The 23489-nt window shown below is 65.8% G+C and carries 18 protein-coding genes; 13 read left to right on the forward strand and 5 right to left on the reverse strand.

The annotated features are described in order from the left end of the window. Positions 1 to 62: 62 nt before the first annotated feature. Complete coding sequence (locus CKY51_RS02090; RefSeq protein WP_152248802.1) at positions 63 to 2000, reverse strand: DUF3857 domain-containing protein; 1938 nt, start codon at positions 1998 to 2000, stop codon at positions 63 to 65. Positions 2001 to 2246: 246 nt separating this feature from the next. Continuing rightward, entirely contained in the window at positions 2247 to 4604 is a 2358-nt protein-coding gene (locus CKY51_RS02095) for a DNA translocase FtsK (protein ID WP_022973091.1), read from the reverse strand. Positions 4605 to 4890: 286 nt separating this feature from the next. Here CKY51_RS02095 and trxB point away from each other — a divergent pair, with 286 nt between their 5' ends. The 5 genes from trxB (at position 4891) to infA (ending at position 8333) form a co-directional block, all read left to right on the forward strand. Further along, on the forward strand, positions 4891 to 5859 hold the full coding sequence (gene trxB, locus CKY51_RS02100) for a thioredoxin-disulfide reductase (protein ID WP_022973093.1): 969 nt from the start codon (positions 4891 to 4893) through the stop codon (positions 5857 to 5859). Then, positions 5856 to 6116 (forward strand): hypothetical protein, encoded by a 261-nt coding sequence (locus CKY51_RS02105; protein WP_022973094.1) that lies wholly within the window; start codon positions 5856 to 5858, stop codon positions 6114 to 6116. The genes trxB and CKY51_RS02105 overlap by 4 nt, the downstream gene beginning before the upstream one ends. Further along, complete coding sequence (locus tag CKY51_RS02110) at positions 6113 to 7234, forward strand: GNAT family N-acetyltransferase (protein WP_022973095.1); 1122 nt, start codon at positions 6113 to 6115, stop codon at positions 7232 to 7234. The genes CKY51_RS02105 and CKY51_RS02110 overlap by 4 nt, the downstream gene beginning before the upstream one ends. Before the next feature lie 51 nt (positions 7235 to 7285). After that, entirely contained in the window at positions 7286 to 8035 is a 750-nt protein-coding gene (gene aat / locus CKY51_RS02115) for a leucyl/phenylalanyl-tRNA--protein transferase (RefSeq protein WP_022973096.1), read from the forward strand. 79 nt (positions 8036 to 8114) lie between these two features. After that, positions 8115 to 8333: a translation initiation factor IF-1 gene (infA, locus tag CKY51_RS02120; protein ID WP_002813418.1), complete on the forward strand. Its 219-nt coding sequence runs from the start codon at positions 8115 to 8117 to the stop codon at positions 8331 to 8333. Positions 8334 to 8658: 325 nt separating this feature from the next. Here the strand turns inward: infA and clpA are convergent, their stop codons facing one another. After that, complete coding sequence (clpA, locus tag CKY51_RS02125) at positions 8659 to 10941, reverse strand: ATP-dependent Clp protease ATP-binding subunit ClpA (RefSeq protein WP_152248803.1); 2283 nt, start codon at positions 10939 to 10941, stop codon at positions 8659 to 8661. Positions 10942 to 11083: 142 nt separating this feature from the next. After that, positions 11084 to 11404, reverse strand: coding sequence for an ATP-dependent Clp protease adapter ClpS (gene clpS, locus CKY51_RS02130; RefSeq protein ID WP_031340171.1), 321 nt, complete (start codon positions 11402 to 11404; stop codon positions 11084 to 11086). Between the two features lie 229 nt (positions 11405 to 11633). On the opposite strand from clpS, the gene CKY51_RS02135 reads away from it, so the two are divergent. The 6 genes from CKY51_RS02135 to CKY51_RS22620 all read left to right on the forward strand — a co-directional run bounded on the left by CKY51_RS02135 (position 11634) and on the right by CKY51_RS22620 (position 16426). Beyond that, positions 11634 to 12092: an NUDIX hydrolase gene (locus tag CKY51_RS02135; RefSeq protein ID WP_022973098.1), complete on the forward strand. Its 459-nt coding sequence runs from the start codon at positions 11634 to 11636 to the stop codon at positions 12090 to 12092. Beyond that, positions 12089 to 13225, forward strand: coding sequence for a tRNA 2-thiouridine(34) synthase MnmA (gene mnmA / locus CKY51_RS02140; RefSeq protein ID WP_022973099.1), 1137 nt, complete (start codon positions 12089 to 12091; stop codon positions 13223 to 13225). The genes CKY51_RS02135 and mnmA overlap by 4 nt, the downstream gene beginning before the upstream one ends. Next, positions 13225 to 13839, forward strand: a complete 615-nt coding sequence (gene hflD, locus CKY51_RS02145; protein WP_031340174.1) for a high frequency lysogenization protein HflD — start codon at positions 13225 to 13227, stop codon at positions 13837 to 13839. The genes mnmA and hflD overlap by 1 nt, the downstream gene beginning before the upstream one ends. 138 nt (positions 13840 to 13977) lie before the next feature. After that, the gene (locus tag CKY51_RS02150) at positions 13978 to 15168 is read left to right on the forward strand and encodes a methyl-accepting chemotaxis protein (RefSeq protein ID WP_022973101.1); all 1191 of its coding nucleotides are present in this window, start codon (positions 13978 to 13980) and stop codon (positions 15166 to 15168) included. A gap of 88 nt (positions 15169 to 15256) precedes the next feature. Beyond that, entirely contained in the window at positions 15257 to 15541 is a 285-nt protein-coding gene (locus tag CKY51_RS02155; protein ID WP_022973102.1) for a hypothetical protein, read from the forward strand. 327 nt (positions 15542 to 15868) lie between these two features. Continuing rightward, a complete protein-coding gene (locus CKY51_RS22620; RefSeq protein ID WP_238319556.1) occupies positions 15869 to 16426 on the forward strand; it encodes a hypothetical protein in 558 nt (185 codons plus the stop codon). 277 nt (positions 16427 to 16703) lie between these two features. On the opposite strand, the gene CKY51_RS02165 is transcribed toward CKY51_RS22620, so the two are convergent. After that, positions 16704 to 19490, reverse strand: a complete 2787-nt coding sequence (locus tag CKY51_RS02165; protein ID WP_031340176.1) for a bifunctional diguanylate cyclase/phosphodiesterase — start codon at positions 19488 to 19490, stop codon at positions 16704 to 16706. Positions 19491 to 19643: 153 nt separating this feature from the next. Here CKY51_RS02165 and CKY51_RS02170 point away from each other — a divergent pair, with 153 nt between their 5' ends. Then, positions 19644 to 21743, forward strand: a complete 2100-nt coding sequence (locus tag CKY51_RS02170; RefSeq protein ID WP_022973104.1) for a sensor histidine kinase — start codon at positions 19644 to 19646, stop codon at positions 21741 to 21743. Positions 21744 to 21746: 3 nt separating this feature from the next. Then, complete coding sequence (locus CKY51_RS02175; RefSeq protein ID WP_152248804.1) at positions 21747 to 23468, forward strand: EAL domain-containing protein; 1722 nt, start codon at positions 21747 to 21749, stop codon at positions 23466 to 23468. Positions 23469 to 23489 lie beyond the last annotated feature (21 nt).

Consider the following 23489-nt stretch of genomic DNA (forward strand, 5'->3'; position numbering starts at 1 on the left):
GGATGAATGGGCGAGCGCTGGCGCGGCCGATGGTTCAGCCAGCCGCGCTGGGTGGCCTCCGCTCACGGCGTGGAATGCGTGGTCTGCACCTGCGACAGGTCGCCGTAGACGATCTGTCCGCGAAATCCGCGTCGCACCTGCTGGTACAGCGCGCGGAAGGCCCGGTAGTCCTGCGGCTGGCACAGCGCCTGTGGGCCATGCACGGCGGCCCGCTGCAGACGGTGGACCGCGGTGACGGTCTGCCCTTCTCGACGCCAGTCGACGCTGTATTCGCCAGCGGCGTTGCGGAAGCTGCGGCTGCGCGGGATGGCGATGATCGGCACGTTGTCGGGAAACCGCAGCACGTAGGTTTCTTCGCGGACGTTGTCGTTGCAATAGAACGGCGTCAGGTTGTCCTCGGCCGAGGTGGTGGTGTAGATCGCCCGCACCGATTCGGCTCCAGGCATGTCGGGCAGGGTCATGCCACCGACCACGGAAAAATCCACCGCATCGTTGGCCTGGAACCGATAGCGGTAATTGAAAGGTGCGTTCAGATCCAGTGGATTGCCCTGAATCAGCAGCTCGCCATTGCCGTCGAAACCCGACTGGGCAAGGATCGACTCCTCGATCCGGTTGCGGTTCTGCGCATTGAGCTGGACGAACATCGCGCGCAAGCCGACCTCACCGGTCTGGCCGCTGTCGAGCGTTGTCGTGCCATCCACGCTGCCGTCGGCATTGAAGCGATACTCGGTCCGGGCGACATAGCGGCTGAGCTTGCGATCGTTGGGAGGCGTCCGCGTGACCTTGCCGTCGCGGGTATGCACCACCGGTGCGCCCAGATCGCCCGCCGGCAGCTGACCGAAGCGCGCATAGGGATTGGTCGAATCGACGTAGAGGTCGAATTCGGGGATGTAGCTGATGGCGTGATTGAAACGGCCCAGCACCGGGATCGGCGGCAGCGTAGGCCCGCCTTCGGCGCCGATCAACACGGGCGTGCTGGCGATGCCCTTGGCCGCCAGCAGCGCTTCCAGGATGACCGTATGGTCCTTGCAGTCGCCGTAATGGTTGGCCAGGATGCTGTCGGCGCTATTGGGTTCCAGCCCGCCATTGCCCAGGTAGACGGCCACATAACGGATATTGCGCGCAACCCACGCGTAGAGCGCCGCAGCCTGCCCGCGCCGATCGTCGATACCGCGGGTGACGCTGTCGGCCAGCGACTGGATCGCCGGCGTCACCGCCGCCGCGCGGCCGCCGGTGACATGGTAGGCCAACCCCATCTTCGACCAGCTGTCGAAGGTACTGGCCATCAGGGTGGGACTGAACTCCCAGGTGGCCGCACTCCAGTTCTGGTTCTTCATCGGCGCCTTGCGCTGATAGTGCCATTCCCAACGTGCCTGGCCGTTTGCGATCACCGGTTTGGTACCGCCATGCAGCCCCTGCACGGAAAAATGCATGGGCAGCGACTTGGGTGCCATCAGCGTCACCACCGCATCGTCGTACTGCGCGAATACGCTGAAGGTTTCCCACAGACTGAAGTAGCCAGGAAAGTACGGCGTGTTCTGCGTGCGGCGCACGCGGTAGACGATGCGCGCACCCGGCGCCAGGTTGGGAAACACCACCACCTTGACCTTGCGGTCCGCATACATCGCCGCCGATGCGCTGGAATAACTCTCCTGGGTATAGATCTTGTCGGCAGCCACCGGCTGGCGCAGTCCCTCGGCGGTCACGGTGTAGGCCTCCAGCACCTCCAGCGTCTCCATCTTTTCGCTATAGCTCAGCCGCACCTGACTGAACTGCTCCACCGCCGACTTGGTTTTCAGCAGGATTTCGTAGGTATCGGTTTCCACGCTGCTGGCGTCGGCGCGCACCTCGTAGTCGGCACGGTAACGGACGAAGCTGTAGTTGGTATCGGCCTGCGGCGTTGCAGCCGGTGGTGAGGCAGGCGCATTGCCCTGCTGGGCCAGGGCGGACAACGGCTGGAGCAGGCAGAGCACAAACAAGACGACGACACGAGACGGCATGGCGCTGATGAAGGACGGACCGGGGCGGCCCCTGCGTACAGGGTAGCCGTTGCGCTCGCCGATGACAGGGATTGGCTTGCAACAATGCCGCATCGCGAGGCAGTGGCACGCCTGCTGCAGGGCATTGCCGCCCTGCTCCATCATCGCCCATGCCGGACGGACAACCCGCAATGCCGCCGCCAGGTGTTCGATCCCCCAAAGCTGGGGCGGCCGAGCGTCGCTACCGGAGCGGCGCGTCCCGGCCTGCTACTTCGGTGGCGGCGGCGCCAGCACGGTGCGGTCGCCATTGTGCTCGGGCGGGCTGACCACGCCAGCCGCTTCCATCGCCTCGATCAGCCGTGCGGCGCGGTTGTAGCCGATCTTCAGCCGGCGCTGCACGCCGGAGATCGACGCACGACGGGTCTCGGTGACGATACGCAGGGCCTCGTCGTACAGCGGATCGGATTCGTCGCCGCCACCGCTATTGGTCTCCGGCAGGCCGGTGGCACCGACCACCACGCCATCGCCCATGGTCTGCACCTCGTCCAGCACGCCTTCGATATACGAGGTCGGGCCGCTGGCCTTCAGGTGCTCGACCACACGGTGCACTTCTTCGTCACTGACGAAGGCGCCATGCACCCGGTCCGGCAGCGCCGTGCCTGGCGGCAGGTACAGCATGTCGCCATTGCCCAGCAGCGCCTCGGCGCCGGATTGATCGAGAATGGTGCGCGAGTCGATCTTGGAGCTGACCTGGAAGGCCACCCGGGTCGGGATATTGGCCTTGATCAGGCCGGTGATCACGTCCACCGACGGGCGCTGGGTCGCCAGGATCAGGTGGATGCCCGCCGCGCGCGCCTTCTGCGCCAGGCGCGCGATGAGCTCTTCCACTTTCTTGCCGACGATCATCATCATGTCGGCGAATTCGTCGATGAAGATGACGATGAACGGCAGCGTCTCCAGCTGCCGCGGCGCCTCGCCCAGCTCGGGATTGGGCTTGAACAACGGATCCATCAGCGGCTGGCCGGCATCCTCGGCATCCTTGACCTTCTTGTTGAAGCCGGCCAGGTTGCGCACGCCCACCGCGCTCATCAGCTTGTAGCGGCGCTCCATCTCGGCCACGCACCAGCGCAGGCCATTGGCGGCCTCCTTCATGTCGGTGACCACTGGCGCCAGCAGATGCGGGATGCCCTGGTAGACGCTCAATTCGAGCATCTTCGGGTCGATCATCAGCATGCGCAGTTCCTTGTGCGAGGCCTTGAACAGCAGGCTGAGCACCATTGCGTTGACCGCCACCGACTTACCCGAGCCAGTGGTACCGGCGACCAGCAGGTGCGGCATGCGCGCCAGGTCGGCCACCGTCGGCCGGCCGGCGATGTCCTTGCCCAGCGCCAGGGTCAACGGGCTGGCCGACTTGTCGTATTCCTTCGAGCGCAGCAACTCGGACAGGAAGATCATCTCCCGACTGACGTTGGGAATTTCCAGGCCAATCACCGACTTACCCGGAATCACGTCGACCACGCGCACGGATTTGACCGACAGCCCACGCGCGATGTCCTTGTCCAGCGAGCTGATCTGGCTGACCTTGATGCCCGGCGCCGGTTCAATTTCGAAGCGGGTGATCACCGGGCCCGGGTAGGCCCCGACCACCTGCGCCTCGATGCGGAAGTCCTTCAGCTTGAACTCGATCTGCCGCGACAGCGTTTCCAGCGTCTCTTCCGAATAGCCCTTGGCCTGCGGCTTGGGGTCATCCAGCAACGCCAGGGGCGGCAGATCCGAGCCATCGGTGCTGACGCCCTGGAACATCGGAATCTGGGTGTCGCGCTTGGCGCGCTCGCTCTTTTCGACCACCACCGCTGGCGGCGGCTCGATCTTGACCGGTTCGCGCTTGGCCTGCTTGACCGCCTCGACCTTGCGCACTTCCTCGCGCTCCTCGCGCATCACCCGGGTCTGCTGCCATTCACTGGCCTGATGGGTCTTGCGTTGCAGCAGCGGGCCCAGCGCGAGCACCCACTTGCCGATGCGCTCCATCACCGCAAACCAGGACAAGCCGGTCGCCAGGGTGATCGAGACCAGCAGCAGCACCACCACGAACAGGTTCGCCCCCAAGGCACCGAAACCGGCACTCAGCGAATTGCTGACCAGTCGACCCAGGATGCCGCCGGCGCGCGCCACATCGCCGCCGTAGAGGCGCAGATGCAGGAAACCGGTGGCGGCGATCAGGAAGCCCACCATGCCGACCAGGCGCAGCGCCGGGGCAAGGTCGGCCTCGGCCTGGCCTTCCTTCTCCATGCCGAACAGCGCGATCCAGGCTACCGCCCCCAGCACCACGGGTAGCAGGAAGGCCACATAGCCGAACAGTTGCAGCAGCACATCGGCCGTCCAGGCGCCGACCCGGCCGCCCATGTTGTGCACCGGTGCGATCACGCTGCCGCTCTGCGACCACCCTGGATCGGTCGCCGAATAGGTGAACAGGCTGGCCAGCAAGTACAGCAGCAACGGCGCCACCGCGATCAGCGCCAGGTCGCGCCACAGCTTTTGCCGGCGCGGATTGTCCGCCACGGCCGCCTTGCGCGACGACGATTTGCCCTCTGCGGGCTTGCTGCGTTCGGGAACCTGCTTTGCCACCTGTAGCCAGACCTTAGAAAAATGCTGTTAGTGGTTGATAATAAACGACTGAAGGCGCGGTTTCAGCTATCGGCCCACGGCGCGCGCTCGAGTCCGGCAGCGGCATACGAAAAACGCCGCACGAAGGCGGCGTCGAACGCGTTCACGGGGCTGACCATGCCATCTGCGGCTCAGGCAGTTCCATCGCGCCGCCTTGATTCACCGGGTGGGGACCTCCACTCTATGCCGCCATGGGAGTGCGCCGACCATCGCGCCAATCCCCACCAACCCCAGATCGCGAGTATACATGAGCGCCACTTCTGCCAGTCCCGCCAAGCATTCCCGCCTGTTGATCCTGGGCTCCGGCCCGGCCGGGTGGACCGCCGCGGTCTATGCCGCCCGCGCCAATCTCAAGCCGGTCGTGATCACCGGACTGCAGCAGGGCGGCCAGTTGATGACCACCACCGAAGTCGACAACTGGCCGGGCGACCCCCATGGCCTGATGGGGCCGGATCTGATGGCACGCATGCAGGCGCATGCCGAGCGCTTCGACACCGAAGTGATCTTCGACCACATTCATACCGCCGACCTGTCGCAACGCCCGTTCCGATTGGTCGGCGACAGCAGCCAGTACACCTGTGACGCGCTGATCATCGCCACCGGCGCCACCGCCAAGTACCTGGGCATCCCGACCGAGGAAGCCTTCAAGGGCCGCGGCGTGTCCGCCTGCGCCACCTGCGACGGCTTCTTCTACAAGGACCAGGACGTGGTCGTGGTCGGCGGCGGCAATACCGCGGTCGAAGAAGCGCTGTACCTGTCCAATATCGCCCGCAAGGTCTACCTGGTGCATCGTCGCGACACCTTGCGCGCAGAGAAGATCATGCAGGACAAGCTGTTCGCCAAGGTGGCCGCCGGCAAGATCGAGACCGTTTGGCACCACGCGGTGGATGAAGTGCTGGGCAACGATGCCGGCGTCACCGGGGTGCGCGTCAAGTCCACCCAGGACGGCAGTACTCGGGATATCCAGGCGCATGGCTTCTTCGTGGCGATCGGCCATCATCCCAACACCCAACTGTTCGATGGCCAGCTGGCGATGAACAACGGCTACCTGGAGATCCGCTCCGGCCTGGGCGGCGCGGCGACCGAGACCTCGGTGGCTGGCGTGTTCGCTGCCGGCGACGTGGCCGACCAGCATTACCGCCAGGCGATCACCTCCGCCGGCTTCGGCTGCATGGCGGCACTGGATGCCGAGCGGTATCTGGACAAGAGCGCTTGACCGAGCAGGCTGCCCGAATCGCCCCACAGTATTGGCGCGGCCACGCGCTCGCCGGACTGCTCACGGTGCTGGTCACGGCCACGGCGGCTGCCGAACCCACCACTGCCCCGCCACTGATGGTGGGCGCAGCGGACGCGGTGCACACGGCGTTCTGCTCCTCGCCCATGCGTGCCGAGGCAGGCGCCGAAGATGCCAGCGCCCGCAGGCTGCTCATCCACTCCCCGGGCAAATGCCTGCTGGCAGGCATTCGACAATGAGCCAAGTGCGCTGGCTGCAGCGGCTTGACGACGTTGCATCACGCGACTGGGATGGACTGCACGACGGCCGCAATCCGTTCGTCGCCTACGCCTTCTTGGCTGGTCTGGAGCAGCATGGCTGTCTGCGCCCGGATTGGGGCTGGAAGCCGCTGCACCTGACCTTGTGGGAAGGCGATGCGCTGGTAGCCGCGGCGCCGGGTTACCTGAAGAGCAACTCACATGGCGAATTCGTGTTCGACCACGCCTGGGCGCATGCTTACGCGCGTTATGGTCAGGACTATTTCCCCAAATGGCTGTGCGGGGTGCCCTACTCGCCGGTGACCGGTCCGCGCTTGCTGGCGCGTGACCCCGCCGCCCGGCAGGCCTTGCTCGCGGCGATGCAGGAGCTGACCGCACGCACCGGGCTGTCCTCGGCTCACGTCAATTTCCATCGCACAGAGGACGACCCCGCATTTGGCGCCGACTGGCTGGAGCGCAACGACGTCCAGTACCACTGGCACAACACCGCCGGCTGGAGCACGTTCGACGACTACCTGATGGCGATGGACCATAAGCACCGCAAGAACATCCGCCAGGAACGCGGCAAGGTGCAGCGCGCCGGTATCGTCTTCCGCGTCGTCCACGGCGACGAGGCCAGCGAGGCGGACCTGCAGGCGATGCACGGCTTCTATCTGCAGACCTTCGAGGACTACGGCAACTCGCCTGCGCTGACCCCGGCATTCTTCTCGCATATTGCACGAGAAATGCCGCATAACTTCCTGATATTTCTAGCCGTGCAGGACGATCAACCGCTCGCTGGCGCGCTCTGTCTGCGGGGCGGCGACACCTTGTACGGACGCTACTGGGGAGGCGCCAACCTGCCCGGCCTGCATTTCGAAACCTGCTATTACCAGGGCATTGCCTACTGCCTGCGCGAGGGCCTGACCCGCTTCGAGCCGGGCGCCCAGGGGCAACACAAGATCGCTCGCGGTTTCCTGCCGACCCTGGTGCGCAGCCGCCACTGGATCGCCGACCCGGGCTTCCGCGAGCCGCTGGCCGACTGGTGCGCGCAGGAGCGGGCCGAGGTCGAGCAGCACGCCGCTGCGCTGCTGCGCCATTCGCCATTCCGCCAGGATTGATCGCCTCCGCGGCAGCGCCCCCCTCATCCCGGCGCCGCCTACAATGCGCACATGACCCGCTCGTTGCCATGGCGCCTGGCCGCCGCGCCCGAAGCGCCCTTCCCGCCCGCCGAGACCGCGCTGCGCGAGCCGGACGGCCTGCTCGCCGTCGGCGGCGACTTGCACCCACAGCGCTTGCTCAACGCCTACTCGCAGGGCGTGTTCCCCTGGTTCTCCGAGGATCAACCGATCCTGTGGTGGAGTCCTGACCCACGCACAGTCTTCCGCACCGACCAGATCCACTTGAGTACCCGCTTTCGGCGAAAGCTGCGGGTGAGCACTTGGACCTTGCGCGCCGATACCGCCTTTCCTGCGGTGATCGACGCTTGCGCGAGCATCCCTCGGCGCGGCCAGGACGGCACCTGGATCACTCCCGCCATGCGCCAGGCCTATCTGCGCCTGCACGCCCTCGGCCATGCGCACTCGCTGGAAGTCTTCGATGGCACGCAATTGGTCGGTGGAATCTATGGCGTGGCGATCGGCCGGATGTTTTTCGGCGAAAGCATGTTCAGTGCGGTCAGCGGCGGCTCGAAGGTCGCCCTGGCCGGCCTGGCCGCCTATCTGCGCGCCCGGGGCTGGCCGCTGATCGATGCGCAGGTAGAGAATCCGCATCTGCTGCGGCTGGGAGCGCAACGCTGGCCACGCAGCGACTTCCTGCAGGCCGTTCGCCTCCTGGTCGACGATGCGCAGCCAGCCGGGCACTGGACGACAGACCATGGCGAACGGTCCGCGCAGGCCCTAGGTGAAGCCCGCTTAACATAAAATTTGCGCCACGGCGAGATGGGGCGTAAAATATCGTCCCTTACGGCCCTGCCGGGCCACCGTGATTGCACAGGATTACATGTCGAAAGACGACTCCATCGAATTCGAAGGCAGTGTCAGCGAAACCCTGCCCAACACCACGTTCCGGGTCAAGCTGGAAAATGGCCACGAGATCATCGCCCATATTTCCGGGCGCATGCGCAAGAACTACATCCGCATCCTGACGGGTGACCGGGTCAAGGTCGAAATGACCCCGTACGACCTGACCAAGGGCCGTATTACCTACCGCATGAAGTAAGCGGTTGCGTAAGTGCGAAGCAAACAGCGGCCATTGGCCGCTTTTTGTCGTGTCTCGGACCGGCCAGGCGCTTCCATTCTGGCGATGCGATGAACGGGACACTACGCCTTTGACGCTGGAAGCGCCTAACCGGGGCCCGTTACCCAGTCTTGCGTCCCCTTTGCCGCCTCTTGGTGAGGAGGTACGTGACCGACTCCGGGCGCTGCAATCCGAACCCTGCAGTCACCGTCGCGCACCGACCGTGCGGTGCGGTGCGCGGTACCCTGCAAACAGGAACCGCCCCTTTCGGGGCGGCTCTGATGGTACGGCAGCTCGTGAGGGCGTCTCAGTCCACCGTGGCCGGCAACAGACGCTCTGGCTCCGGATGCGCTTCGACCACCAATTCGCCGTCCTTGACATCGATATTCACGCGACCGCCTTCGACAAGTTTGCCGAACAGCAGCTCGTCGGCCAGCGGGCGCTTGATCTTCTCCTGGATCACCCGTGCCATCGGACGCGCCCCCATCAGGGGGTCGAAGCCGTGCTGGGCCAGCCAGTCGCGCGCGGTCGGCGTGGCCGACAGCGAGACATGCTTTTCCTGCAGCAGCATCTCCAGCTCGATGATGAACTTGTCCACCACCCGCAGGATATGGTCGAAGCCCAGCGGCTGGAATTGCACGATCGCATCCAGGCGATTGCGGAATTCCGGGCTGAAGCCACGTCGGATCGATTCCATCGCATCGGTGGAATGGTCCTGCTTGGTGAAGCCGATCGAGCGGCGCGATGCTTGCGTGGCGCCGGCGTTGGTCGTCATCACCAGGATCACGTTCTTGAAATTGGCCTCGCGCCCGTTGGTATCGGTCAGGATGCCGCGGTCCATCACCTGCAACAGGATGTTGAAGATGTCCGGGTGCGCCTTCTCCACTTCGTCCAGTAGCAGCACGCAGTGCGGCGTCTTGACGATCTTCTCGGTCAACAGGCCGCCCTGGTCGAAGCCGACATAACCCGGAGGCGCACCGATCAGACGGCTGATCGAATGGGCTTCCATGTACTCGGACATGTCGAACCGCACCAGCTCGATGCCCAGCTGCAGAGCGAGCTGCTTGGTGACCTCGGTCTTGCCGACGCCGGTGGGACCAGCGAACAGGAAGTTGCCGATGGGCTTGTCGGGGTTGCCCAGCCCGGAACGCGCCAGCTTGATCGAACTGGCGAGGGTCTCGATGGCCGGATTCTGGCCAAAGATCACCATTTTGAGGTTGCGCTCCAGATGCTGCAGTACGTCCTTGTCGGTCGCGCTGACCTGCTTGGCCGGGATGCGCGCCATCTTGGCGACGATGGTCTCGATTTCCTCGATGTCGATCAGCTCCTTGCGCTGCCCCTCGGGCAACAAGCGCTGGCGCGCACCGGCTTCGTCGATGACATCGATGGCCTTGTCGGGCAGCAGGCGATCACCGATGTGCTTGACCGACAGGTCCACTGCCGCCTGCAGCGCATCGTCGGCATAGGTGACGCCATGATGGGCTTCGTACTTCGGCTTGAGCCCTTGCAGGATCTCGAAGGTCTCGCCGACGGTCGGCTCGACGATGTCGATCTTCTGGAAGCGGCGAGCCAGCGCCCGATCCTTCTCGAAGATGCCACGGTATTCCTGGAAGGTGGTCGAGCCGATGCACCGCAGCTCGCCCGAAGCCAGCGCCGGCTTGATCAGGTTGGAGGCGTCCATGGTCCCACCCGATGCCGAGCCGGCACCGATGATGGTGTGGATCTCGTCGATGAACAGCACCGCATTGGGAACCTTCTTCAGCGCGGTCAGCACGCCCTTCAGACGCTTCTCGAAGTCGCCACGGTATTTGGTGCCGGCGACCAGGGCGCCCAGGTCCAGCGAGAAGATCACCGCATCGGCCAGCACCTCGGGCACGTCGCCATCGACGATGCGCTTGGCCAGGCCTTCGGCGATCGCGGTCTTGCCCACGCCTGCCTCGCCCACGTAGAGCGGATTGTTCTTGCGGCGGCGGCACAGCACCTGGATGGTCCGCTCGATTTCGTCGGCGCGACCGACCAGCGGGTCGATCTTGCCGTTGCGGGCCTGTTCGTTCAGGTTGCTGGCGTACTCGGCCAGAGCATCGCCCTTGGCCTCGCCTTCGCCCGACTCGCTTTTGGACTCGCTGTCGCTGGCCGAGGACTGTTCGCCCTCTTCGCCGAGCTTGGCGATGCCGTGGGACAGGTAATTGACGATATCCAGCCGGGTAATGTCCTGTTGATTCAGGAAATACACCGCATGCGAATCCTTCTCGCCGAAGATCGCCACCAGCACGTTTGCGCCGGTGACCTCCTTCTTGCCGGAGGACTGTACGTGGTACACCGCCCGCTGCAGCACGCGCTGGAATCCCAGGGTGGGCTGGGTGTCGCGGCCATCGTCCTCGGCCAGGCGCGAGACCGAGGCCTCGATCGCCTGTTCCAGGTCGTTGTGCAGGCGAACCTGATCGGCACCACAGGCCTTGAGGACTGCCTGTGCGGAGGGGTTGTCCAGCAGCGAGAGCAACAGGTGCTCGACGGTCATGAACTCATGACGCGCCTCGCGTGCCCGCTTGTAGCACTGGCCGATGGTTTGCTCGAGGTCTTTGCTGAACATTGGTCACTCCGAACGGCTGATGCCAACAATATGCGGCTTGAGTCTGGAATTTCCACAACCCTATCGGATAGCCGTGTTCATACGGCGTTAGCATGCGGTTGCAACCGCAGTGTTGCAGCGATGGAACGCGCGGGCAAGCCGGTCAGGCCTGCTCCATGGTGCACAGCAGAGGATGCTGGTTCATCCGCGAGAATTCGTTGACCTGGGCGACCTTGGACTCGGCAACCTCCCGGCTATAGACGCCGCAGACGCCCCGGCCGCGGGTATGGACGTGCAGCATCACCTGCGTGGCGCGCTCCAGGTCCAGGTTGAAGAACTGCTGCAGCACGGTCACCACGAAATCCATCGGGGTGTAATCGTCGTTCAGCAGCAGGACCTGGTAGCGCGGTGGTGGCGCCACTTCCGGCTTGCTGGTCTCGACCGCTAGGCCGTGGTCGTGTTCGTGGGATGTCTTACGAGGCATGCGGCCATTATACGGTTCATCCTCGCCCACATTGGACGATTCATGCCGCGCGCCCCACAATTTGCCCCCAGTTCCTTGTTCCGGTTCCGATGATCGCTACCCAGGCTGCCTCCTCGCGGCGGGCCCTCGCCCGCTCCGCTCTTGCTCGTCCGGGCCCAGGACCGGCACGGCTGTCGACGTGCACGAGTTGGTCGCGTTCGCAGGCGCTGCCTCCCGCAGGAGAGGCGCGATGAGCGAGCAGCCGATGCGCTGGCACCCCGATGTGACCGTGGCGACCGTCGTGGTGCGCGAGGGACGCTTGCTGCAGGTGGAAGAAGTCATCGGCGGGCAACTGCTGCTCAACCAACCGGCCGGCCACCTGGAAGCGGGAGAAAGCTTGCAGGACGCGGCCGTGCGCGAGACCTTGGAAGAGACCGGCTGGGACGTGCGCCTGACCGACTTCATTGGCAGCTACCAATGGACCGCCCCCAACGGGCAATGCTTCCTCCGCTTCGCCTTCGCCGCCGAGGCCGTGCGTCACCATCCCGGGCGCGCCCTGGACGTCGGCATCGTGCAGGCAGCTTGGCTGACACCCGAACAGTTGCAGGCGCAATCCGAGCGCTGGCGCAGCCCACTGGTGTGGGAAGTGGTGGCCGACTATCTCGCTGGCCGGCGCCACCCGCTGGACCTGGTCAGGCGCGTCGGATGAGCTCGCCGCGCATCATCGTGGGCGTCTCCGGCGGAGTGGACTCGTCGGTCGCCGCCTGGCGGCTGGCGCAGCAAGGCGAATCCATCGCCGGTCTGTTCATGCAGAACTGGGCCGATGACGGCAGCGGCGATTGTCGCGCCGAGGACGACCGCCGCGATGCGGTGGCGGTCTGCGGTGTGCTGGGCATCCCGTTCCATTTCAGGGATTTCTCCAGCGAATACTGGCAAGGCGTGTTTGCGCACTTCCTCGCCGAATACGCCGCCGGCCGGACACCGAATCCCGACGTGCTGTGCAACCGTGAGGTCAAGTTCAAGCACTTCCTCGAGGCTGCACAGGCGCTGGGGGCCGAACGCATCGCCACCGGCCACTACGCCCGCGTGGACCGGCGGGGCGGACGCTGGCGGCTGCTGCGCGGCGCCGACCGCGGCAAGGACCAGAGTTACTTCCTGCATCAGCTCGGCCAGACCCAGCTGGCGGCGACGCTGTTCCCGATCGGCGATCTGGAGAAATCCACCCTGCGCCGGATCGCCGAGGAAGCACGCCTGCCGACCCATGCCAAGAAGGACTCCACTGGCATCTGCTTTATCGGTGAGCGCGACTTCCGCGAATTCCTCGGCCGCTACCTGCCGGCGCGCACCGGGGAGATCCGCGACCCCGAGGGCCAACGCATCGCCGACCATCCGGGCGTGTTCTATTTCACCCTTGGCCAACGCGAGGGACTGAACATTGGCGGCGTGCGCGGACGTGCGGCCGCGCCCTGGTACGTGGTGGGCAAGGACGTCGCCAACAACGTGCTGTATGTCGACCAGGCCCATGACAGTGCACTGCTGCAGTCGACCTGGCTGCAGTCCGAGCTGGCACACTGGGTCGCCGGTGCACCTCCGGCCCGGCAGTTCGACTGCACTGCACAGACCCGATACCGGCAGGCCGACGAACCCTGCACGGTGATGGTGCAGGACGACGGCAGCGTGCAAGTCCGCTTCCGCCGGCCACAGCGCGCAGTGACCCCGGGCCAGTCGCTGGTGCTGTACGAGGGCGAGGAATGCCTGGGCGGCGCGGTCATCGCCGCCACCGACGCGCCGCTGGAACGCCGGTTGGCCGGTTCTCTTTCTTACCCCGAAGGTGTGGCTTGATGAGTTCTTCGATGGATCACCGCGTGCTGGCCCTGGCCGGCCTCGCCCAGGCCCTGCAGCAGGTGCGGCGCATCGCCGAGACCGGGCACTCGGAGGTGGCGACGGTGCGCACGGCCATGGACAGCGTCTTTCGCGTCGATGCCGCCTCGCCGGAAGCGGTCTATGGCGCGGCCAGCAATGTGGCGCCAGGACTGCGGCTGCTGCACAACTATTTCCACAACCAGGGCCAGGACGAGGTGCTGCCCCGGCTGGCGCTGGCCGTGCTGCAGCTGGAGCGCCGCTTCGTGCGCGAAACGGCCACCGTCGCCAGCGTCTCGGCCGGTATCGCCGCGGCCGAGCGGCAGGCGCGTGCGCTCGACGACAGCGCCCATCCGGATGTGCTCGCTGCACTGGGCGGCCTGTACGCCCAAACCATCAGCCACCTGCGGCCCAAGGTCATGGTCCAGGGCAATCCGCATTACCTCGGCCAAGCCGGCGTGGTGGCCGAGATTCGGGCCTTGCTGCTGGCAGCGGTGCGCTCGGCGGTGCTGTGGCGTCAAATGGGCGGTAGTCTCTGGGACTTCCTGTTCGCCAAACGCGCGATGATCGACGCGGTGACGCGCGCGCTGCGCTAGGCGAGCTGAAGCGCACTGGCCCGCAAATGCGGGCCGCGCCTGCGCCTATGCAGGCGCACGGGGGCAGAAGCGGCGATCGTCGCTAAAGACGCAGGGGGTACGGCCGATACAGCAACCGTGACTCTGCCGAGAACGCCCATGTATTCACGTCCACTCATTCGTCTCGCCGCTCCTCTGGCGCTGACCGTACTGTTTCCATTCGCCGTTGGCTTCGACTGGCCCGCCTCCGTGCGCTGGGCGATCCTGGCGACCATGACCCTCAGCTGGTTGGGCTTTGCGGCCTGGGTGACGTATTCCCAGTTCCGGCGCAATCCGGACCAGACCCGCATCCTGCGTGAGCAGGACCAACTGCTCAACGAACTGCGTACGTTCGTCAGCAACGAAGTCGACGGTTCGCGCGCCGAAGTCGAGCGTGCCCGCGAACTGATCCGCCAAGCCGTATCCGGCCTGGGCGGCAGCTTCGAAGCGATGAACCGCAAGTCGCGCCAGCAGAGCCAGGCCCTGGCCCGCATCGTCGACCGTGCCGGCGACGACGGCAGCGCCGGCGTCGACGTCGCCCGCTTTGCCCAGCACGCCAGCTCCCGCATGGAGCAGTTGGTGGAAGCGCTGGAGCAGGTGAGCGGCCAGAGCAACACCACGGTGCATCACATCGACGAGATGGCCCAGCACCTGGACGGCATCTTCGCCCTGCTGGAAGACGTCAAGTCGATCGCCGACCAGACCAACCTGCTGGCGCTGAACGCCGCCATCGAAGCAGCACGTGCCGGTGAAGCCGGTCGTGGCTTCGCGGTGGTCGCCGACGAGGTACGCAATCTGTCCGAGCGTTCCACCACCTTCAACGAGCAGATCCGCAAGCTGGCGCACAGCTCCAAGGAATCGATCGCCAAGGTGCGTGAAACGGTCTCCCAGTTGGCCTCGCGCCACATGGACCGCTCCCGCGAGGCACGCCACGAATCGGCCGCCATGCTGGAGAACGTCGCCCAGATCAACGCATCGTTGGGCGATGGCATGCGCGAAATTTCCGAGTGCGCCCGTGCCATCGACGGCAGCGTGGCCGAAGCGGTCCGCGCGCTGCAGTTCGAGGACATCGCCACCCAGACCCTGAGCGGCATCCACACCCACCTGGATCGTCTCACCGCGATCAACCGTGAGGCGGTGGCGTTGCAGGAACTGCTGCACCGCAATGGCGGCGTCTACGACAGCGACCTGGTCGCCGCGCTACAGAAGGTCTCCCACCGCCTGCGCGACATGCGCGTGGAGTGGGAACGTCCGCCGCACAAGCCGGTGGCTCAGCAGGGCATGGGGGCCGGCACGGTCGAGCTGTTCTAAGACCGATGCCGCCGCGCAGCCTCTAGACTTGCGACATTCCCCGGCCTCCCGGGGATTTGTCGTTCCGCGTTAGCCTGGTGTCCGACTCATGACGCTTCTTTCTCCGCCCCTGGATCCGCCAACCGCCGCGCTGGAAGCGGCCGCCCTGGCGGCAGCACAAGCCGAGCGCATCGCGCAGAGCGCTGCCGCGCGTCCGACGCTTCAGCGCGTGCGCCTGCCGGCTGCGTTGGAACGGCTGGAGCAGGCAGCCCGTGCAGAGATCCAGGCATTGCTCCACCCCCGCCGCGACTGCAGCGAAGAGGCCCTGCTGTTTGCCGCCGTGGCCTGGGATCTGGGCCTGGATGGCGCCGCAGTCGACGCATCGAAACGTTGATGCCTTGATGGCGTGGCGCGCCTTGGCAGGCGCCTCGCCGTGCTGTTCCATTGCCAAGCCTCAGGCTCGCCAGCCCACGGCGTCCGTAAAACTTCCCACCAGGGCGCTTCCCGCGTACGCGGCTGCAGGCGCCCTGCCCGGCCGATATGTGATGACGGCCCACGGCACCGCAGACGTCGCCGCAGACACCACGACGATCCACCCCAGCGCACGCATCGTTGCCGAAGTTGGGATCTGAAAAGATCGCCTTCGTCGGCCGGTTGGGCAACGCGACTGCCGACAAAACGCACGCGCTGGGTTGCGTTGGCCGCCGCCGCTGTGGCGTGCATGGCCCGTGCGGCGGATAAGAGCGCCTATATCGAATTCCTGTGGGATGCGCGTCCTCCGCATGCGATTGCCCGTCAGCAAACCCTGCAGTTCCTGACCGATGGCCAGCGCGATCACCAGGTCTGTGTGGCGACGGACTTCGCCGATACCGATGTCGGCGGGCTGAGACTGACGGCATGCGACGCAGCCGGCAAAGAGGTCTCCTGCCACCAGTACCCCGACTACCGTGGCGTCAAACGGTGCTACAGCGCCGACCTCGGCCACGGGGGAACGCCCGGGCTGTGGACGTTTCGCGCACGAACAGGCGATGGACGTACCGGCCAAGACACGATCCACGTCGATGCGAAACTCGCGGATGCCTCGCCCTCCAGGGATCCTGGAATACCGTACGTGGCTGGCCGCCCGAACGACGACGCCAGCATTCCGCCAGGCCAGTGGCGTGGGCGTCTGGTAGGGGAAATGACGGTCGATGCCCAGGGCATGGTGACCGATGTGTCCGTGGGAACGGCAGAAGGTGTCGGCACGAAAATCCGCGATTGCGCCATCGCTGCCGGATAGCTATCGCTGTTCTTCCTGGACAGCCGGCGAGCGCGCAAGCCGCTGGTCTGGAGACGCGAGCTTTCGTTCGAACCCGAATGAGAACCGGCACGTCGGCGTTTACGTGTGCCGCGCGCCGCACGGATGCCGTGCGTTGCAGATGCGCCGCCGCACGCGATGCAGGATGCGAGCTGGAGATGGCCTTACCGCATGCCGCAAACGCTGTGCCAGCGCTGGTCCGCAGGCACGAATGGATGCGATGCGACGGCAGGCCGCTGACTGCCCGCCGGGCAAGGCCTCAGCTGGCGATGACCAACCGCGCGCCCAGCCGCATGCCGGCTTCGGCCTCGCGCAGCCATTGCGCCATATCGCGCGGCGACAACGGGCGGGAGTAGAAGTAGCCCTGGATCTCGTCACAGCCTTGCTGCCGTAGCAGCGCGTCTTCCTGCACGGTCTCCACGCCCTCGGCCACCACCTGCATGCCCAGCGCGTGACCCAGGTGCACGATGGCCTGGGTGACCTCGGCGGTGTTGGCGTCGTCGAGCATGCCCTGCACGAAGCTGCGATCGATCTTCAAACGCTGCACTGGGAAGCGATTGAGATAATGCAGGTTGGAGAAGCCGGTGCCGAAGTCGTCCACCGCCAACAGCACGCCGTTCTGTTCGAACAGCTCGAAGCAGCGCCGCAGCGAATCGGAGTCGCGGATCAGCGCCGACTCGGTCAATTCCAGTTCCAGCCGCGTCGGCGACCAGCCGTTGGCGCGGCAGATCTCCAGCACCCGCTCGGCAAAGCCGCGTTCGCGCAGCTGCACGGCCGAGACGTTGACCGCGATACGGCTGAAGTTCAAGCCAGCACGGTCCCATACCACCGCCTGGCGGCAGGCTTCGCCGATCACCCACTCGCCCAGGCGGACGATTTCGCCGCATTCCTCGGCGATCGGGATGAACTCGGCCGGGCTGCACGGGCCGTGACCGGGACGGTTCCAGCGCATCAGCGCTTCGATCGCCGGCGAGGTGTCGTCCACTGTGTTGACCAGCGGCTGGTAGACCAGAGTGAATTCTTCGCGCTCCAACGCGCCATGCAAGGCGTGCTCGAGCTCAAGCCGGCGCTGTGCGCGCAGCAGCACGTCCTGGCTGTAGTAATGGAAGGTGTTGCGGCCGGACTCCTTGGCCGCATACATCGCCGCATCGGCCGCGCGCAGCAGGCTATCGAAATCCGTCAGGCCTTCGGACTGCACGGCGATGCCGATGCTGGCGCCGAGCTTGAGGGTGACATGGTCCTTGCGCAGCGGCTCGCCGAGCGCGCCGATCAGCTTGCGGGCGACATGGCCGGCATCTTCCGGCTCGGACAGGTCGCGCAGCAGCACGATGAACTCATCGTCGCTGAAGCGGCCGAACAGGTCGCTGTTGCGCAGGTGCTGATGCAGCCGTGCCGAGGCCAGCTTGAGCAGGTTGTCGCCGGTGGCGTGGCCGAAGGAGTCGTTGATGCTCTTGAAGCCATCCAGGTCGATCAGCAACAGCGCCAGCACCTGGCCGCGCTGCTGCGCTTCGCGAATGGCGTTTTCGGCCTGGTCGCGCAGCAGGAAGCGGTTCGGCAGGCCGGTGAGGCGGTCGTAATGGGCCAGCAGCTCGATGCGCTCGTTGGCCTCGCGCTCGCGGGTGATATCGCGGAACAACGCCACGAAGCGCGGCGGCAGACCTTCGCGACGATCCAGCTCGATCAGCACCTGCACCCAGATGCGCTGTCCGGAATTGCGATAGAAGCACAGCTCCAACTGTTCGGGCAGGCCACCATCGGCGATGCGCAGCAGCGCCGCCTCGAAGGCGTCGCGCGAATCCTGCGTATACAACGACAGCGCCTGCTCCAGGGTGATGGATTCCTTGCGCAGGCCGTGGATGCGATAGCACTCCTCGGTCCATTGCATGCGCCGGGAGTCGACTTCGATCTCGCAGCCACCGATCTTGCCCAGCGCCGAAACGCGGTTGAGCAACTCGGTCCGCCAGCGGATCAGCGCATCGGTCTGCCGCTGTTCGGTGACGTTCTGCAACTGGCCGAGGACGCGCACCATGCTGCCGTCGCCATCGAATACCGGCTGCGCCCAGACCCGCAGATGATGCGGATTGAGCCCGAGCAGGCCGTTGACCTCCAGCTCGAAGTGGACCGGCAGGCCGTCGTGCTTGATCTTGCGCCAGCCGCTGCGCAGTTGCGCCACCGAGCCGCCGCCGAGCAGCCGCAGCAGGTCGCGCAGGCCGTGCAGGCACAGTTGCGCCATGCCCAGCTGCTGCAGGAAATCCGGCGAGACCCACAGCTGGTTGCTGGACATGTCCAGGCTCCAGCTGCCCATGCTGGCGATGCGCTGGGCCTCTTCCAGTTGTGCCTGCTGCTCGCGGAGCTGTTGCTCGAGCAACTTGTGATGATGGACATCGGTATGGGTGCCGACCATGCGCAACGGCCGGCCATCGGCGGTACGCGATACCACCCGACCGCGGTCGAGGATCCAGCGCCACTGGCCATCCTGCTGGCGCAGGCGAAATTCGGCGACATAGGTATCGGTGCGGCCTTCCAGATGCGCCTGCACAGCCGCACTGACCCGCGCATGGTCGTCCGGATGGATCAATCCCGACAACGCGGTCAGGTTGTTCGGCAGCGGCTGATCGGCATAGCCCAGCATGCGGGTCCAGCGCTCGGAGCGATAGACCACGTCGGTGGCGATGTCCCAGTCCCACAGGCCGTGGTCGGCGCTGTCCAGGCCGATTTCCCAGCGACTGGTACCGTCGGCACCCATCGGCTCGGGAATGCTCAGGGTGAACGCCATCACCTGGCTGCGCTCGTCGCACACCGCCCGCAACCACCCTTCCAGGCGGCCACCGTTGGCAGCAGGCAGCGTGCAGGCGGTCATGCCGCCGGAGGCGGCGACCTGCGCGCGGCTGCTTTCCAGCAACTCGGCGTAGGCAGCCAGGGTGGTCGGCAACCCCAGCGACTGGGCGACCCGGTTGGCCGCCAGCGGCTGGCCATGCGCATCCAGCAACACCACCGCTGAGGTCAGCGGGTGTTGCAGCATGCTTGCAATGACGCCTGAGTCCACTCTGGAGCACTCCGAAAGTCGACCCCACCCTCGGAGTCGCAATGGATAACGGCCGTCCAACCGATTAATTGAGCCGCCGTAAGGAGACCGGCGTCGCGGACCGACTTGCGGCTAAGATTGCGCATCGCCCGTCCCGGAGGTCGTTCGCGGATCATGCCCCAGCCCGTTGCCGCGCCTGAGCCAGCGTTCTCCTCCCCTCCCGTTTCCCGCCTGCGCCTGGCCGAACGGTTGCGCGGAGGCATCTGGACCCTGACCGCCCTGTACCTGCTGGCCGGGGTGGTCTGGCTGCTGCTCGGCAACCGCCTGTTCGATCTGGCCGGCATGCCGGCGCCGGAGCGCTGGTCCGATGCCAGCTTCCTGGTGGTCTCCAGCGTGGTGATCCACTTGGTGCTGCGGCGCTGGGTCGGGCTGATCGTCGACGAACAGGACCAGTTGGCGCAGTCGCAGGCGCTGATGCTGGCCCGCTTCCACGCCCTGCCCAGCCCCGCCTGGATCTACGACCTGGCCACCATGCGGATTCTCGACGCCAATCCGGCGGCGCTGGAATTCTTCGGCTGGGAGCGCGACGAATTCCTGCAGCAGACCCTGCACGTGATCTGGCCCAACGCCGACCCCGATCGGCTGGAAGAGATCGTTGCGCAGATCCGCACCAAGGGCGATGCGACCTGTGCGTTGACCGAGGATCTGTTGACCCGCAGCGGCACGCGGCATGTCGAGATCCGCAGCAACCAGTTGCAGTTGCACAGCGGCCCCGCGCGCCTGGTGGTGACCGTCGACCGCAGCGAGGAGCGCCAGGCCCAGCACCTGCGCGACGAAGCGCTGAGCCGACTGGAGGAGGCGCAAAGCATTGCGCGGCTGGGGTCGTGGGAACTGGATCGTGCCACCGGCCTGGGGCGTTTTTCCCCGGCGGTCTATCGTGTGCTCGGCCGCAGCGCGCCAACGGTGCGGCGCGAACATCGGCTGGAAGAGTTGCTGACCGCCTCGGACACCGCCACGCAGTTGCGCATCGAACGCATGATCGAGGACATGTGCACGCACGGCGAGGTCCAGATCGACGTGCTGTTGCCTTTGATCGGCGGCGATTCGCAGCCACGCACCATCCATCTGCGCGCCGAGAGCACGACCGGGCCCGGTAATGTCCCGCGCATCCATGGCACCCTGCAGGACGTGACCGAACGCGAACAGTCGCGTCGCCTGCTGCGCGAGCGCGAGGAACAATTCCGCGAACTGGTGCGAGTGCTTCCCGATGGCGTACTGATCCTGGCCGACGAGCGGGTGATGTACGCCAATGCCGCCGGTTCGGCGCAGTTCGGCTTCCAGGGCGAAACCATTCTGGGCGAGCCGCTGCAAACCCTGGTCGGCGACAACGACCTGGCGTCCGTGCGCGATTTCCTGCGAACCGGCAGCGATCGTCAAGACCCGGTCTCAAACGCACGGGCGATGCAACGCCGCGACGGCAGCACCTTCTACGCCGGGCTGTCGGCCGGCGACATCCGCTATGGCGGCCGCAGCTGCAAGCTGTTGGTGGTGCGCGACCTCAGCGAACCCGAACGCATGCGCGATGCGCTGGCCGAGAGCAATGCCGAGTTGCAGGCCATGGCCAAGCGGCTGTTTTCCCTGCAGGAGGACGAGCGCCGCGCGATCTCGCGCGACCTGCACGACGACATCGGCCAGGCGATCACGGCGATGAAGCTGTCGGCGCACGCGGCGCTGGACGAGCCGGAGGCGGATGCGCGGCGCGAGGACCTGCTGGAGATCGTCAGCCTGGCCGACAGCACGGTGACCAAACTGCGCAACCTGTCGATGCTGTTGCGTCCGCCGCAACTGGATGCGCTGGGCCTGGAAGCAGCACTGCGCTGGCAGGCCTCGATGCTGTTCCGCGCCTCGCCGGTGCGGTTGGAGCTGGACATCCATGCCTTGCAGGAGCGGCCGGGCAACGAGATCGAACAGGCCTGCTTCCGTATCGCCCAGGAAAGTCTGACCAATGCGTTGCGGCACGCCTGTGCCGGCGAAGTCCGGGTGCGGCTGCAATCGATCGACGACGCGAGTTTCCAGCTGGATGTCAGCGACGACGGCGACGGCTTCGAACCGGAAGGCCCACGCGGCCTGGGGCTGATCGTGATGCGTGAGCGCGCGCAAACCGTCGGTGGCGCACTCGCGATAGACTCAGCCCCTGGCGCCGGCACGCGCGTAACACTGCGCCTGCCCTATCATCCGGTCGGCGAGTCCGCCCATGAAAACGGTGGACGTTGAACCATGTGGAGTCCTGTCATCCCGCCCGGCCTGGAGATCGTCAAGCCGACCCGGCTAGGCGCAGGAAGCCCCGAGCTGCTGCACCTGGTCGACGCGGCCGCCTCCGGCGGTCCGCCGCTGATGCTGTTCCATGTCGATATCGACCACTTCGCCTCGATCAACGAGAACATGAGCGCGGAGGTCGGCGATCAGGCGCTGACGCTAGCGGCCCGGCGCCTGCAGGAATTCCTCGGCGACCGTGGCAAGCTCTGGCGGCACGGCAGCGACGAAATGGTGGTCGTCGCCGTCCGCCGCGACGATGTGCCTCTGCCGGAAGACTTCGCCGAAGAGATTCGCGAGCAATTGGAACTGCCGCTGTCGGTGCTGCCGTACACCTTGTTCATGACCGGCAAGGTCGGTATCAGTCTGTGTCCCGAGCATTCGACCTCGCTCTCCACCCTGCTCGATTACGCCGAGGAAGCCTGCTACCAGGCAGCCCGCGAGGGCGGCAACACGGTGCGGATGTATACCCGCAACTCGGCCACCAACGCACACAGCGAAAGCATCATCGCCCGTCAGATCGTCGACGCCATCCCGCATGGCGAATTGCGCCTGCGTTACCAGCCGCTGGTGAGCGCTCGCGATGGTCGCATCGTCGGCATGGAGGCGCTGTTGCGCTGGCAGTCGCCGACCCTGGGCATGCTGGTGCCGGAGCGCTTCATGCGCACCGCCGAGCGGTTGGGCGTGATCGTGCAGATCGGCGAGTGGGTCCTGCAGAACGCGGTGCGCCAGGCGCGGCTGTGGCGCGACCAGGGCTTCGATGATTTCAGCATCGCGGTCAACGTCTCCACCCTGCAGTTGTTGCGCCCGGGCTTCTTCAACGAAGTCATGGCGATGCTGCAGACCGCTGGCGTGCCGGCCCAGTTCGTCACCCTGGAGATCAACGAAAGCGCGTTGACCAACAACGTCAACTTCGTCCACGAGACGATGGCCAACCTGCGCAACGAAGGCATCAGCCTGAGCCTGGACAACTTCGGCACCGGCGATTCCAGCCTGAGCGCGCTGGTGCGTTATCCGGTGGACCGGCTGAAGATCGATCGCAGCTTCATCAAGAGCGCACCGGCCGGCAGCCGCGAAGCGGCGATCGCCCGCGCCATCATCGCCATGGGCCATCAGCTGGGCATGACCGTGATCGCCAACGGGGTGGAATCGCAGGCGCAGCTGGGATTCCTGCGCCGCAACGATTGCGACATCTTCCAGGGCTATCTGTTCGGTGAGCCGATGTCGGCCGAGTCGGCCGGCATGGCGCTGCGCCGACGCTACCTGCGTCCGGAATCGTTCGCCGAGAGTCGCCCGGACCGCACCCTGCTGCTGCTGGACGACGAGGAGAACGTGCTGCGCTCGCTGGTGCGGCTATTCCGCCGCGACGGCTACAGGATCCTGGCGGCCGGCAACGTGCGCGACGCATTCGATCTGCTGGCCACCAACGATGTGCAGGTGATCCTCTCGGACCAGCGCATGAGCGACATGAGCGGTACCGAATTCCTGGGCCGGGTGAAGATGCTCTACCCGGACACGGTGCGATTGGTACTGTCCGGCTACACCGACCTGGCCACGGTGACCGAGGCGATCAACCGTGGCGCCATCTACCGTTTCCTGACCAAGCCCTGGAACGACGACGAGCTGCGCGAGCACATCCGCCAGGCCTTCCGCACCCATGATGAGCTGCGGAACGGCCGGGAATAGCGATTCGCAACGGGGAATTCG

The sequence above is a fragment of the Xanthomonas maliensis genome (assembly GCF_009192945.1).
Lineage (GTDB): Bacteria > Pseudomonadota > Gammaproteobacteria > Xanthomonadales > Xanthomonadaceae > Xanthomonas > Xanthomonas maliensis.